Below are 13,528 nucleotides of genomic sequence, written 5' to 3'. Positions count from 1 at the left end.
TGGAGGGCTACAAATGATTTCAAGCACAGATTTTCGTACAGGTCTCACGATCGAGATTGACGGCGGCGTTTGGCAGGTTGTCGAGTTTCAGCATGTGAAGCCGGGCAAGGGTGCGGCGTTCGTGCGCACGAAGATCAAGAACGTCGAGACGGGAGCCGTCGTCGAGCGTACGTTCAACCCGAACGAAAAGATGCCTGCGGCGCGTCTCGATACGCGCAAGATGCAGTACCTCTATGAAGCCGATGGCATGTATACGTTCATGGATACGGAGAACTACGAACAGACGGAACTGAGCAAGGATCAGCTCGGCGACGCCCTGAACTACCTGCAGGAAAATATGGAAGTCAATCTGCAGACATTCAAGGATCGTATCATTGGCATCACGCTGCCGACGTCTGTCAATCTCAAGGTCACGGAGTGTGAGCCGAGCGTCAAGGGCAATACGGCGACGGGCGCGACAAAGATGGCGACAGTCGAGACGGGCTACGTCGTGCGCGTGCCTCTCTTCGTCAATGAAGGCGACGTCCTGCGCATCGACACGCGTACGGGTAATTACATCGAGCGCGCCTGATTTTCTTTTGCATCTGCTGCTGATAAGGCGGCATACGATGTGTTTTCTGCATCTGCCGCCCGACCGGGCGGTGTGCAATGTGTTTTGAAGGAGGAATTTTCCATGGCAGAGGAAGTCAGCATGAGCAAGAAGGGTGCGATCGGTTCGATCCGCATCGCCGACGAGGTCGTGGGCATCATCGCGGGACTCGCCGCGACGGAGATTGACGGCGTCGCGGGCATGAGCGGCGGCATCGCCGGCGGCATCGCCGAAATGCTCGGCAAGAAGAGTTTCACGAAGGGCGTGAAGGTCGAGGTCGGCGAGAAGGAGACGGCGGTCGATCTCTACATGATCGTGAAGTACGGTGCACGCGTTCCCGATGTAGCCATCGCTGTGCAGGAAAACGTCAAGAAAGCGATCGAAAACATGACGGGGCTGACCGTCGTCGAAGTCAACGTCCATGTGCAGGGCGTGAGTTTCGCTGAGGAAGCAGAGGAAGAGGACGCGCGCGTCCACTGAGGAGGAGAGGAAAGTTCATGGGGATCATCAACCGCTTTCTTTTGTTCCTTTACGCACTCGCCGTCGCGTGCCTTTCGCTGGGAATCGTGGCTCTTGCCTTGCAGATCGTGCCCGAACCGATCTTGCTCAACGAGTACCGCTACCTGATGGGAGCGCAGCAATGGCAGCTGGTTGCGGGAGGCGTCCTTGTATTTCTTCTAAGCATACATCTGATCGGCTGCAGCTTTTCGGGTGGCTCAGATAAACGGGAGGGCGGCGAATTCCTCGTGCTCCATGGCAAGGCGGGCGATGTCGGCGTCTCGCTCGGCGCCGTCCACAATCTCGTGGAGCAGACAGTGCAGACCGTTCCGGGCGTCCGGAGTCTCCAGGTGAAGGTTTCCGTCGCGAAGAAGGCCGCGAAGGACGGGGCACAGCTCTCCCTTCGCCTCGCTATCGTCATAGGCAAGGAGGCGAATGCCGCCGCTGTTTCCGACGATATTCGCACGGAGGTTCGCCGCGCTATGCAGGAAACGATGGGCGTCGATGAGTTTTCGCTGGACATTGTCGTTGAAGATATTTCCAATGCGCCGCTGACGAAGAAGAAGCGCGTCGTTTGACAGGAGGAAGGCAGATGGGTGAGGAAAAGACATGCCCGTTCAAGGCTTTTTTTGAAGCGCACGCGCCTACGCTCCTGCCGCATCGCGGCAAGATCGGCGGCGTGTTTTTCGGGGCGCTTTTTGGTCTCGCTGTACTTATCTTCGGCTTCTGGCAGACGTTCTTCGTGCTCTTCTGCTGCCTTGTCGGGCTGCTCGTTGGCGTTCGCATCGATCATGATATTCGTCTGCGCGATGTGGAGGATTTTTTTGATGAGATGTTTCCCTATCGACAGCGTTATCGGCGGCATCGCTTCAGGGAATGAGACTGGATGCGGAAGCAGCTCGTTGCTTTGTCTTTTGAGCGACAGGAAAGGAAAAGGTTTTGTTTTATGAGTCGTAGACAGGCGCGCGAGGCGGCGCTTCAGACGTTGTTCCAACTGGAGCTCAATCCGCCGTCGGAGGCGGCTTCCGAAGAGGCGTGCCAGATGTGGGCGCTCGATGCGGCGGTTGAGGAAATGCCCGTTGAGACGAAGCGGGATTATAGCTATGCAGCTTCCCTCGTGCGCGGTACGCGCGAGCATCTCGCCGCCATCGATGAGGAGATCGCCGCGTCCACGCACGATTGGAAGCTCGACCGCATGACAGGCGTCGACCGCAACATCGTCCGCATCGCGCTCTACGAGATGAAGTACGGTGCGGAGAAGGTAGATGTCGGCATCGCCATCAACGAAGCGGTCGAGCTGGCGAAGAAATTTGGCACGGATGATTCCAGTCGCTACGTCAACGGGATCTTGGGCGGACTGGTACGGTGATCCTCGGGCTGTTGCCTTTTGCGCGACAGCCCCTTTCCTTATGACGACTTCGGAAGGAGGCGGCGGGTTGACGGTTCACAGCGTATCTGCGCTCACGCAGTACATCAAGAGCATGTTCCAGTCGGAAGGATTGCTGCGCAATGTTTCTGTCGAGGGCGAGCTGTCCAATTACAAGATGTACGCTTCGGGACATTGCTATTTCACGCTGAAGGATGAGACGGCGTCTCTGAAGGGCGTAATGTTCAAGAGCCGTGCGCGGCTGCTGCGTTTTCAGCCGGAAAACGGCATGAAAGTCGTCGCCACGGGCGAGGTTTCCGTCTACGAGCGCGACGGCGCCTATCAGCTCTATGTCGAGCGCCTTCTGCCCGTGGGGGCGGGCGAACTGAGCGTCGCCTTCGAGCAGCTGAAGGCTCGTCTTGCCGCCGAGGGGCTTTTCAATGAGGAGCACAAGAAGCCTCTGCCGCCGTTTCCTCGCACGATCGGTATCGTGACGTCCCTTTCGGGCGCAGTGCTGCGCGACATTTACCGCGTTTCCAAACGGCGTGATGCGAATGTTCGCTTGGTTCTTTATCCGACGCTCGTGCAGGGCGAGGGCGCGGCGGCTGAGATTGCTGCCGCCATCCGCTTCTTCAATGAGAAGTACCCCGTCGACCTTTTGATCGTCGGCAGAGGCGGCGGATCGGCGGAAGATTTGTGGGCTTTCAATGAGGAGCCTGTCGTGCGTGCGATCTATGACTCCGTGATTCCCGTCATTTCTGCCGTCGGTCATGAGACGGATACGACTCTTTCCGACTATGCGAGTGATGTGCGTGCGGCGACGCCGTCACAGGCGGCGGAACTCGCCGTGCCCGAGACAGCGGCGCTCATTCGACGCATTGGCGAATGCGAGATGCGTCTCCAAAAGGCGGTGAAGAGCCGTCTTTACTACGAGCGTGAGCGCGTGGAGCGTCTGGGCGGCTTCTTCCTGAAGCGTCCGCCGCAGGTGCTCCTAGCCGAGCGTCGTCAAAGGCTCGACATGGCAGCAGAAGCGCTCGACCACGGGATGCGCCGCGCCCTGCTGGAAAAGCAGCACGCCTTTCAGGTCGCAGCGGAAAAGCTCGAAATGCTCAATCCGCTGCACGTCATACGGCGCGGCTACAGCGTTGTGGAGAAGGCGGGCACGGCGGTGCGCAGTGTAAAGGAGCTTGCCGCTGGAGATGGAATCCTCGTGCGCCTTGCCGACGGCAGCTTTGACGCCGTCGTCGGAGGTTTGCGAGAAGGAGGTTTATGATGCCGAGAAAGAAGACGCCGTCCTTTGAGCAAGCGCTCGCGGAGCTGGAAGAACTCGTGCAGGCGATGGAAAACGGCGATTTGAGCTTGGAACAGCTCATGGACAATTATGCGAAGGGCGTGGAGCTTGCGAAGTTCTGCATGACTTCGCTCGATCATGCGGAAAAGGCGATGGATGTCGTGCTCAAGGAAAAGGGCGGCGCAGTCGAGGAGTTTCGCTTGGAGATTGAGGGGGATGCACGTGAATTTTAAGGCGGAATGGAAAAAGCGTGCCGACTTGGTGGAAGAGGGGCTTCTGCGCGAGCTGAAGAAAGTGCCCGCGTATGATGAGACGCTGGAAAAGGCGATGGAATACAGCCTCATGGCGGGCGGCAAACGCCTGCGCCCCGTGCTCCTGATGGCGGCGGCAGATGCCGTCGGCAAGGATGGCGCGGCCTTCTTGACGACGGGATGCGCCATTGAGATGATTCATACGTATTCCTTGATTCACGACGATCTGCCCGCGATGGACAACGACGACTATCGACGCGGCAAGCCCACGAACCACAAGGTTTTTGGCGATGGAATCGCGGTGCTCGCGGGCGACGCTCTGTTGACGCTCGCCTTCGAGGTCATGCTGCGCCAAGAGGGCGCTGCCCCTGAAACCCTCGTCACCGTCGTCTCCGAGATGAGCCGCGCGGCCGGCCCTTACGGCATGGTCGGCGGACAGGTTCTCGACCTTGAGGGCGAGGGCAGGCGTCTCGATCTGGCAGCCCTTCGAAAGATTCACATGGGCAAGACGGGCGCACTGTTTTGCGCCGCCATACGCTCGGGCGCGATTCTGGCGGGCGCGAAGGAGGAGGAACTTGCCGCGCTGACGCTTTATGCTGAGCGCTTTGGGCTGGCCTTTCAGATCACGGATGACATCCTCGACGTCACGGGAGACGAGGCGGCGATCGGCAAGCCTGTGGGCAGTGACGTTCGCAACGAGAAGGCGACGTATGTGACGCTGACCTCCCTGGAAGAGGCGAAGAAATTGGCTGAGGATGCAGTAAATGAGGCCGTGGCGGCACTCGACATCTTTGGCGAACGCGCCGCCTTCCTGCGGGATTTGGCGCTGTTTCTGCTCAGACGGAAAAAGTGAGGCGGATGGATATGGGACAGCTGTTGGAACGCATAAACGAACCGCACGCGCTGAAAAGCTGCACGCTCGATGAGCTTTCGCAGCTGGCGAGAGAACTGCGCCGCTATATCATCGACACAGTTTCCAAAACGGGCGGTCATCTCGCCCCGAGCCTTGGCACGGTGGAGCTTACGCTCGCCCTGCACAGGGCGTTTGACTGTCCGGAGGACAAGATCGTCTGGGACGTCGGTCATCAGGCGTATGCGCACAAGATCCTGACGGGCAGGCGCGAGGCATTCGCCGGTCTTCGCCAGAAAGGCGGCATCACGGGCTTCCCCAAGCGCGAGGAGTCCGTCTACGACGCTTTCGGCACAGGTCATTCGAGCACGTCGATTTCGGCCGCCCTCGGCATGGCGGCGGCGCGTGACATCGCGGGCGAGCATTACCGCATCGCCGCCGTCATCGGCGACGGCGCATTGACGGGAGGCGAAGCGTTCGAGGGACTGAACAATGCGGGGACACTGGGCAAGGACATCATCGTGATTCTGAACGACAACGGCATGTCCATCGCGCCGAACGTCGGCGCGATGTCCGAGTATCTGTCGCGCTTCCGCGTTGCACCGGGCTACCACCGTGCGAAACAGGACATCAAGAACTTTCTCAAGAGCATCCCGCACATCGGCGAGCGCGTCTACCGGACGGCCGAGCACATCAAGGACGGCGTGCGTTCGGCGCTCGTGCCGGGCGGCCTCTTCACCGACATGGGTTTTCACTACATCGGCCCCTTGGACGGGCACAACATCGCCCTTCTGCTCGATGTGTTCGAGCAGGCGAAACAGCTAAAGGGCCCCCTGCTCATTCACGTGGAGACGTGCAAGGGCAAGGGATATGCGCCGGCAGAGAAGGCGCCGGACAAGTTCCACGGCATCGGCAGATTCGACGTCGCCGACGGCACGACGCTGAAGAAGGCGGGCGCGAAGCCGACGTACACGAGTGTCTTCGGCAAGGCTTTGCTGGAAGCCGCCGAAGAGGATGCAGATGTCGTCGCCATCACGGCGGCGATGCCCGACGGCACGGGTCTGCGCGCTTTTGGCGAGAAGTACCCGACGCGCTTCTTCGATGTGGGCATTGCTGAGCAGCATGCGACGACGTTTGCTGCAGGCCTTGCAGCGGCGGGCAGGAAGCCCGTGCTCGCGCTCTATTCGACGTTTGCCCAGCGTGCCTACGACCAGATCTTGCACGACGTCTGTCTGCAGAACCTGCACGTCGTCTTCGCGCTTGACCGCGCAGGCTTCGTCGGAGAGGACGGCGCGACGCATCACGGCGTCTTCGACTACTCGTATCTGCGCCACCTGCCGAACATGAAGGTGCTCGCGCCCAAGGATGAGAACGAGCTTGGACGCATGCTCAAGACGGCGCTTTCCCTAGAAGGCCCGGTAGCTCTGCGCTACCCGCGCGGCGAGGGGCTCGGCACGGCGTTGGAAGAACCGTTCACTCCGTTGGAGAGTCTTGCGGCGGAAGTCTTGGAGGAGGAGGGAGAAATCGCACTCCTCGCTGTCGGCAGCATGGTCGATGCGGCGCAAAAGACGGCGAAGCTTCTGAAAGAGGAGGGGCTTTCTGCCGCCGTCGTCAACATGCGCACCGTAAAGCCATTGGACGAAGAATTGCTGCATCGCATGGCGCACGAGAAGAAAATGCTCGTGACGATGGAAGAGAATGCGCTCGCCGGCGGCTTCGGCAGCGCCGTGCTCGAAGCCTTGGCGGATGCAGGTCTTCTCGTGCCCGTCGTGCGCTTTGGCATTGGAGATGCATTCATCGAGCAGGGCAAGCCGCAGGAGCTTCTGGAAATGGCAGGGCTCCAGCCTGAGCAGATGGCAAGAAGCATCCTCACGGTATGGAAGGGAGCACGCGATGGCGAAGGAGCGGCTTGACGTTCTGCTCGTCGAGCGCGGCCTTGCCGCGAGCCGCGAGCGCGCGCGCACGATGATCATGGAAGGCAGGGTGCTCGTCGACGGCAAGAAGGTCGAAAAGGCGGGGACGGGCGTGAAACCTGAGGCTGAGCTTCGCCTTTTAGGCGAGGAGATGCCCTATGTGAGCCGCGGCGGGTTGAAGCTGGAAAAGGCTCTCAGAGCCTTTTCCATTTCGCTTGCGGGAAAGACGATGGCGGACATCGGCGCATCGACGGGCGGCTTTACGGACTGCGCCCTGCAGAACGGCGCGGCGAAGGTCTACGCCATCGACGTCGGTTACGGTCAGCTCGCGTGGAAACTTCGCACGGACGCACGCGTGAAGAACATGGAGCGCACGAACATCCGCCATGTGACGCCAGAGGCGCTCGGTGAGCTCGTCGACTTCGCATCCATCGATGTTGCCTTCATATCGCTCGCGAAGGTGCTGCCGGCAGTGCGCTCCTTGCTGAAACCGCAGGGCGAAGTCGCGGCTCTGATCAAGCCGCAGTTCGAGGCGGGACGCGAAAATGTCGGCAAGAAGGGTGTCGTGCGCGATCCGCATGTGCATGAGATCGTAATCCGGGACGTCTTTCGTGCCGCGCAGGAAGCGGGATTTTGCATCCGAGCGCTCTCTTATTCTCCTGTCAAGGGGCCGGAGGGCAATATCGAGTACCTTATGCACCTCGTTTGCACAGGAGAAGAGTCTGCCGCATCGGGTGTTTCACAAGAGGAAATCGTCGCCGTCGTAGCAGAGGCGCATACGGAATTGGACAAGTAGGCAGGGATTTGATGTTTACCATAGCGGTTTTTCCCAATGTGACGAAGGCGAATATTCGTGCGATCCTCGATCGCGTGCTTGCTTTCTTTGCCGATAAGAGGGTGTGCGTGCTGCTTCCAGCGAAGGAGGCGAGACTCTTAGGGCACGAGGAGTACGGCATCGAGAACATCAACCGGCATCCGATTGACATGGCGCTGAGCATCGGCGGTGACGGCACGCTTCTGAATGTTTGCCGCCGCGTCTACGAGCAGACCGTTCCCGTCTGCGGCATCAACTTCGGCACGGTCGGCTTCCTCATCGATATCGAACTGGATGAGATAGAGACGAAGCTGCAGAAGATCCTCGATAAGGAGTACCACATCGAGGAAAGGCTCATGCTCTCGGGCTACGTCGTCCATCATGGCAAGAAAAGCTACAAGGGAAGCGCGGTCAACGACATCGTGGTGACGAAGGGCGGGCTTGCGCGTATGCTGCGCTTCGGACTTTCCATCAACGATACGCGCATCGCGAACTACAAGGCGGACGGACTGATCGTCTCTACAGCGACAGGCTCGACGGCGTATTCCCTTTCGGCGGGCGGGCCGATCGTCAATCCACACGTCAAGGCGCTTGTCCTCACGCCGATTTGCCCGCATACCTTCGACATCCGTTCTATGGTGATTTCCGAGGACGATACGGTGCGCATGCGCATCAAGGCTGGACATTCCGATATTTTCGTTACCTTCGATGGACAGAAGTCGTTTCAGATTGCCGATGAGGATGAGGTGATCGTGCGCAAGGCGAAAAATCCCGCACGCATTGTGAAATTCGGCGACAAAGATTATTACCGCACGATGAAGGAAAAACTTCTGGACAATGCCTGAGGGAAAGCGCGCTTTCGAGAGAACGGGGGAAGAGCATGAAGGTCAAGCGTCACGCGGTCATTCGTGAAATCATCGAAAACACTGCCATCGAAACGCAGGAGGAATTGGCAGCGGCGCTGCGTGCGCGTCAGATCGACGTGACGCAGGCGACCGTGTCGCGTGACATCAAGACGATGATGCTCGTCAAGGTGCCGGCGGGGAATGGCCGCTATCGCTATGCGCTGCCGAAAGAAAAGGGAGCCGTGCTATCCAAGGAGCGCATGGCACGCCTCTTTTACGATTCCGTTGTTTCTCTCGATTACAGTGAGAACATCATCGTCGTCAAGACGCTGCCCGGCGCTGCCAATGCCGTCGCCGCCGTCCTCGATCATACGCCTTGGCAGGAGATCGTCGGCACGGTGGCGGGCGACGACAGCATCCTCGTCGTCGTCAAGCCTCGGGAGGCGGCGCCCGAGGTCGTGCGGCGCATGGAGAAATTCTTCGCTCAGTGAGAGGAACATCATGTTAAAGACATTGACGGTTTGGAATTTTGCCCTTTTGGAGCATGTGAAAATCGAATTTGGTGCGGGGCTGAACATCCTGACGGGTGAGACGGGCGCGGGCAAGTCCATCCTCATCGACGCCTTGGGCGCGGTGCTGGGCAAGCGTCTCGCGGCGACCGCCATACGAAGCGGCTGCGAATGGCTGCGCGTCGAGGCGGTTTTCGATCTGGAAGCGCAGACTGCATTGAAGAGTCTCCTTGAGGAGCAGGCGATTCCTGTGGAGGATGACGAGCTCATCATCACGCGCCAAGTCTCGCACAAGGGGAAGAATTCCGTCCTCCTGAACGGCTGCCGTGTGACGCTCGCGCTGCTAAAAGAGCTTGGCGCCTATCTCGTCGACATCCACGGGCAGCACGACAATCTTGCGCTGCTGCGCCCCGAAAACCAGCTTCTCCTCCTCGACACTTCGGATGCCGCCATTGAAAAGCAGCGCGATGTCTATCAGAAAAGCTTCGCCGCTTGGAACGACTGCAAGAAGCAGCTCAGGGCGAAGGAGGAGGAAGCGAAGAACACGACGGAACGCCTCGATCTCCTGCATTGGCAGGAAAAGGAAATCGAGGAGGCCGATTTGAAGGAGGGCGAGGACGAGCGCATCGAGGCGGAGATCAAGAAGCTCTCGAACGCCGAAAAGATCTCAGGCTTCGTCGAAGAATCCTACGCGCTCTTGAACGGCGATGTGGGAGGCAAGGCGCTGAACGTCCTCGCGGCTCTGAGCAAGGTCAAGAAGAACCTCGAATCACTCTCGCGCTTCGGCAATGAGTTGGACAATGCCTGCAAGATGGTGGAGAACGCCTATTGCGACTTGCAGGAAGCGTCGTATGAGATTCGCGACTACGGCTCGGACATGGAATTCGACCAGCATCGGCTCGACTCGTTGGAAAGCCGCATGAGCGTCATCGACAAATTGTGCCGCAAGTATGGTGCGACAACGACGGACGTGCTCGCCCATCTGGCGAAGGTCAAGGCGGAACTGCAGCGCATCGAGAACTACGATGTCGATTTGGAAGACCTGAAGGCTGCACTGAGGAAAGCGGCGGATACGCTGCAAGAGGAGGCGCAGAAGCTTACGAAACTGCGCTCTGCCGCTGCCAAGGCGCTCTCCGCGCACGTCGGCGAGCAGATCAAGGCTCTCGGCATGGAGAAGGCGCACTTTTCCATCGCGCTCCGTGCAGCAGACTACAGTGCAACGGGAGCGGACGACATCGTCATGCTCTTTTCGGCGAATGCGGGTGAGAAGGAGCAGCCGCTGCAGGACGTCGCCTCGGGTGGCGAGCTTTCGCGCGTGGCTCTCGCCGTCAAGGCTGTTTCGGCCGCGAATGATGATTCGCCGCCGAGCATGGTCTTCGACGAGATCGACACGGGCATCGGCGGCAAGACGGCGCGCATGGTCGCCGAACGCATCGCCATGGTCGCTTTGCACAGGCAAGTCCTCTGCATCACGCATCTGCCGCAGATCGCCTGCATGGCGGACGCGCATCTTTACATCCACAAGGAGACGCAGGAGGGGCGCACGCTGACGGAAGTGCAGCTCCTCGCCGAGGGCGAGCGCATCAACGAGATCGCACGCATGGCGTCGGGCAGCGACATCACGGCGGCTGCGCTTGACAATGCGCGGGAAATGGTGGATAATGCTAGAATTAAACGCGCTGAAATCAGCCGCAGTTTCTCGAAATAAAGGGGAAAATATGTACGAAGATTTGTTGGAGAAAAAGCTCCGGAGTGAAAACATCTACGACGGCGTCCTGCTCCATGTTCGGCGCGATACGGTGACGTTGCCGAACGGTAGGGAAGCCGTGCGCGAGTGGGTCAGGCATCCCGGCGCTTCCGCCGTCCTGCCCGTGTTCGAGGACGGTACGGTGCTGCTCGTGCGTCAGTACCGCTATCCCGTCGACCGCGTCACGCTTGAGATCCCAGCGGGCAAGCTCGACTCTCCGAAGGAAGATCCGCTCGCGTGCGCCGTGCGCGAACTTTCGGAGGAGACGGGATACACGGCAAAGCATTGGGCAAAGCTCACGACGATCGGCACGACCGTCGGGTTTTCCAATGAGTATATCCATATCTACGCCGCGCACGATTTGCAGGCGGGCGAGCAGCATACGGACGACGATGAGTTTATCCACGTCGTCAAGATGCCGCTCGAAGAGGCCGTAGAGCGCGTCAAAGCCGGCGAGATCTTCGATGCGAAGTCCGTGACAGCAATTCTCATGACGGCGCTCGGCAAAGCGAAACACTGATGGGAGGCGGAATATGTTTGGTTCTGATTTGATGTGGTTCATCGCGGGTATCCCGGGAATTTTGATTGCCATGGTCGTGCACGAGTATTCCCACGCACGCGTCGCCGTTGCCATGGGCGACATGACGCCGCGCCTCATGGGCAGACTCACGCTCAATCCCAAGGCGCACATCGATCCCATCGGGCTTCTGACGCTGTTCCTCGTTCATTTCGGCTGGGCGAAGCCCGTGATGATAAATCCGAGGAATTTTCGCGACATGCGCAAGGGCGAAGTCCTCGTGGCTCTGGCAGGGCCGGCATCCAACCTTGTCATAGCATTTCTGGCCATGCTTTTTTTTGCTGTCTACGCGCGCCTCGGTCTGCCTGTATCGCAGGGCTTTTATACGGTCATGCAGCTTCTCGCGCTGATCAACGTCAACTTCGCTGTGTTCAATATGATACCGCTGCCGCCCCTTGACGGTTCGCGCGTACTCATGGCATTCTTGCCGGGGCGCTGGGCGTATGAACTCATGCGTCTGGAACGCTACACGTTCATTATTCTCATCCTGCTGATCATGGTCGGGCCGTTCGCGCGCCTCTTGGGCGCTGTCTCCTGGGCGATCTACTCCACGCTCGCGGCGGTCGTCGGTCTGCTCATCTGATTCGCTCTCATGGACAAGTATACGGTACGGCTCAATGCTTTTGAAGGGCCGATGGATCTCCTCATGCATCTCATCGAGAAGAATAAGATCGACATCTACGATATCCCGATGGCGGTTCTGACCGAACAGTATATGAACTACCTTGCAGAGATGCAGGAATTCGATATCGAGGTTGCGAGCGAATTCATCGTCATGGCGGCGACGCTCCTGCAGATCAAGTCGCGCATGATGCTGCCGAAGCCGCCGAAAGAAAAGGAGGAGGAAGAAGAGGAAGATCCGCGCAGGGAACTTGTGGAGCGCATCTTGGAGTATCGCCGCTTCCGCCGCGTCAGCGTGGAACTCGACGGTCTTGCCGCGCTGCAGGAGAGGGTGTTTGCGCGAAAGCCGCTGCCGCTTCCCGTGCGCCGTTTGCCGCCTGAGGAAATGTCCGTCGCCCTGCTCGTCGACGCCTTTCGCATCGCCATGGAGGTGCGCGAGGAGATCACGATCCCGAAGGCACTCGTAGCGCCCGACGCCTACAGCATACAGGGAAAGATGGAGGACATCCTCGTGCTCCTCGACCGCGAGGGAGGGCAGATGCCGTTTGCCGCCGCATTCCCGTCGGGCACGCGTGCGGAACTCATCGTTTCTTTTCTTGCGCTGTTGGAGCTGATCAAGCTCCATTCCGTCGTGATTCGCCAGGGCGATCTTTTTGGCGATATTCTTGTTTGCCTAAGGACGAGTGATCACTGATGTTTATGGAAGAAATGCAGGCGCCTTTGGAGGCGCTGCTTTTTGTGCGCGGCGAGCCAGTGACGGCAATGCAGCTCAAGGAGATCCTGCAGGTTGACGAGGAGAGCCTAGCCGAGCTTTTGACGCTTTATGCGAAGACGTTGGAGGAACGCGGGAGCGGCCTCATGCTGCATCGTGTCGCGGGAGGCTTTCAGCTTGTCACGCGCCCCGAGTGTCATGCCTATGTGCAGAAGCTTGCAGAGGTGCAGGACAGAAAACTCACGACGCCGACCTTGGAGACGCTCTCGATCGTCGCCTTCAAGCAGCCGATCACGAAACAGGAAATTGAGCACATCCGCGGTGTGCGCGTCGAGCGAGCGCTGCAGAAACTCCTGGAGATGGAGCTGATCGAAGAAGTAGGCAGGAAGCCTGTTCTAGGGCGGCCGATCCTCTACGGTACGACGGACGTCTTTCTCAAGTGCTTCGGACTCAATGCACTGAGCGACCTGCCTGCTTTGCCGGCCTTGGAAGAGGTGGCGGAAGAAGGAGACGTGCAGCTTGAGCTGCTCGCCGCCGATGGGGATGCTCAGACCGAGGAGGAAGAATCGTCGGAAGCGCTGACAGAAGATGGTGCAGAACGTGCTGAGGAGATTGACGACGCCTTGCATACGGAGGAAAACATTGATTGAATTATTGGCTCCGGCAGGGAGCAGGGAGGCGTTGACGGCCGCTGTGGAAAGCGGCGCTGACGCCGTCTATCTGGCAGGCAATATGTTCGGCGCACGCGCCTATGCGGATAACTTTGACGAAGATGGACTGCGCGAGGCGATCGCCTTCGCCCACAGCCGTGATGTGCGCGTGCATGTGACGGTCAACACCATCGTACGCGATGAGGAGATGGCGGCACTCTCCCGCTACCTGCGCTTCCTCTATGAGGCAGGGGCGGACGCCGCGCTCGTGCAGGATCTCGGCGTTTATCGGCTC

The 13,528-nt window shown here is 59.2% G+C and carries 18 protein-coding genes; all 18 read left to right on the top strand.

The genetic code is table 11. The features are described 5' to 3' along the window. The first annotated feature begins 13 nt into the window (after nucleotides 1-13). Nucleotides 14-571, top strand: a complete 558-nt coding sequence (efp, locus tag HMPREF1153_RS05905) for an elongation factor P (RefSeq protein ID WP_006192454.1) — start codon at nucleotides 14-16, stop codon at nucleotides 569-571. Between the two features lie 102 nt (nucleotides 572-673). After that, nucleotides 674-1,069, top strand: a complete 396-nt coding sequence (locus HMPREF1153_RS05900) for an Asp23/Gls24 family envelope stress response protein (RefSeq protein ID WP_009646031.1) — start codon at nucleotides 674-676, stop codon at nucleotides 1,067-1,069. 17 nt (nucleotides 1,070-1,086) lie between these two features. After that, complete coding sequence (gene amaP, locus HMPREF1153_RS05895; RefSeq protein WP_009646059.1) at nucleotides 1,087-1,665, top strand: alkaline shock response membrane anchor protein AmaP; 579 nt, start codon at nucleotides 1,087-1,089, stop codon at nucleotides 1,663-1,665. A gap of 14 nt (nucleotides 1,666-1,679) precedes the next feature. After that, nucleotides 1,680-1,967, top strand: coding sequence for a DUF2273 domain-containing protein (locus tag HMPREF1153_RS05890; RefSeq protein WP_009646082.1), 288 nt, complete (start codon nucleotides 1,680-1,682; stop codon nucleotides 1,965-1,967). A gap of 66 nt (nucleotides 1,968-2,033) precedes the next feature. After that, nucleotides 2,034-2,456 carry a transcription antitermination factor NusB gene (gene nusB, locus HMPREF1153_RS05885; RefSeq protein WP_037370031.1) on the top strand — a complete coding sequence of 141 codons (423 nt, stop codon included), beginning with the start codon at nucleotides 2,034-2,036 and terminating at the stop codon, nucleotides 2,454-2,456. A gap of 67 nt (nucleotides 2,457-2,523) precedes the next feature. Then, entirely contained in the window at nucleotides 2,524-3,726 is a 1,203-nt protein-coding gene (gene xseA / locus HMPREF1153_RS05880; RefSeq protein ID WP_009646091.1) for an exodeoxyribonuclease VII large subunit, read from the top strand. Further along, a complete protein-coding gene (gene xseB, locus HMPREF1153_RS05875; protein ID WP_009646097.1) occupies nucleotides 3,726-3,977 on the top strand; it encodes an exodeoxyribonuclease VII small subunit in 252 nt (83 codons plus the stop codon). Before xseA ends, xseB begins: the two co-directional genes overlap by 1 nt. Further along, nucleotides 3,961-4,848 carry a polyprenyl synthetase family protein gene (locus tag HMPREF1153_RS05870; protein ID WP_009646036.1) on the top strand — a complete coding sequence of 296 codons (888 nt, stop codon included), beginning with the start codon at nucleotides 3,961-3,963 and terminating at the stop codon, nucleotides 4,846-4,848. Before xseB ends, HMPREF1153_RS05870 begins: the two co-directional genes overlap by 17 nt. An 11-nt stretch (nucleotides 4,849-4,859) precedes the next feature. After that, nucleotides 4,860-6,758: a 1-deoxy-D-xylulose-5-phosphate synthase gene (gene dxs / locus HMPREF1153_RS05865; protein ID WP_009646016.1), complete on the top strand. Its 1,899-nt coding sequence runs from the start codon at nucleotides 4,860-4,862 to the stop codon at nucleotides 6,756-6,758. Continuing rightward, nucleotides 6,739-7,554, top strand: coding sequence for a TlyA family RNA methyltransferase (locus HMPREF1153_RS05860; RefSeq protein ID WP_009646033.1), 816 nt, complete (start codon nucleotides 6,739-6,741; stop codon nucleotides 7,552-7,554). Before dxs ends, HMPREF1153_RS05860 begins: the two co-directional genes overlap by 20 nt. 11 nt (nucleotides 7,555-7,565) lie before the next feature. Beyond that, complete coding sequence (locus HMPREF1153_RS05855; protein ID WP_009646014.1) at nucleotides 7,566-8,417, top strand: NAD(+)/NADH kinase; 852 nt, start codon at nucleotides 7,566-7,568, stop codon at nucleotides 8,415-8,417. A gap of 35 nt (nucleotides 8,418-8,452) precedes the next feature. Continuing rightward, nucleotides 8,453-8,908: an arginine repressor gene (gene argR, locus HMPREF1153_RS05850; protein WP_009646025.1), complete on the top strand. Its 456-nt coding sequence runs from the start codon at nucleotides 8,453-8,455 to the stop codon at nucleotides 8,906-8,908. 10 nt (nucleotides 8,909-8,918) lie between these two features. After that, nucleotides 8,919-10,634 (top strand): DNA repair protein RecN, encoded by a 1,716-nt coding sequence (recN, locus tag HMPREF1153_RS05845; protein ID WP_009646019.1) that lies wholly within the window; start codon nucleotides 8,919-8,921, stop codon nucleotides 10,632-10,634. A 10-nt stretch (nucleotides 10,635-10,644) separates the two neighbouring features. Beyond that, nucleotides 10,645-11,193: an NUDIX domain-containing protein gene (locus tag HMPREF1153_RS05840; RefSeq protein ID WP_009646017.1), complete on the top strand. Its 549-nt coding sequence runs from the start codon at nucleotides 10,645-10,647 to the stop codon at nucleotides 11,191-11,193. 13 nt (nucleotides 11,194-11,206) lie between these two features. After that, nucleotides 11,207-11,833, top strand: coding sequence for a site-2 protease family protein (locus HMPREF1153_RS05835; RefSeq protein WP_009646086.1), 627 nt, complete (start codon nucleotides 11,207-11,209; stop codon nucleotides 11,831-11,833). A 9-nt stretch (nucleotides 11,834-11,842) separates the two neighbouring features. Next, a complete protein-coding gene (locus tag HMPREF1153_RS05830; protein WP_009646043.1) occupies nucleotides 11,843-12,565 on the top strand; it encodes a segregation and condensation protein A in 723 nt (240 codons plus the stop codon). Continuing rightward, nucleotides 12,565-13,233: an SMC-Scp complex subunit ScpB gene (scpB, locus tag HMPREF1153_RS05825; protein WP_009646079.1), complete on the top strand. Its 669-nt coding sequence runs from the start codon at nucleotides 12,565-12,567 to the stop codon at nucleotides 13,231-13,233. The genes HMPREF1153_RS05830 and scpB overlap by 1 nt, the downstream gene beginning before the upstream one ends. After that, nucleotides 13,226-13,528 (top strand): peptidase U32 family protein (locus tag HMPREF1153_RS05820; RefSeq protein WP_369791799.1); only part of this gene is annotated, 303 nt, incomplete at its 3' end. The genes scpB and HMPREF1153_RS05820, both read left to right, overlap by 8 nt.

It is taken from the genome of Selenomonas sp. CM52, from assembly GCF_000292955.1.
Classification (GTDB): domain Bacteria; phylum Bacillota; class Negativicutes; order Selenomonadales; family Selenomonadaceae; genus Selenomonas.
Note: the sequence above shows the minus strand (reverse complement) of the source record. Positions and strands in the feature narration are given on the sequence as shown.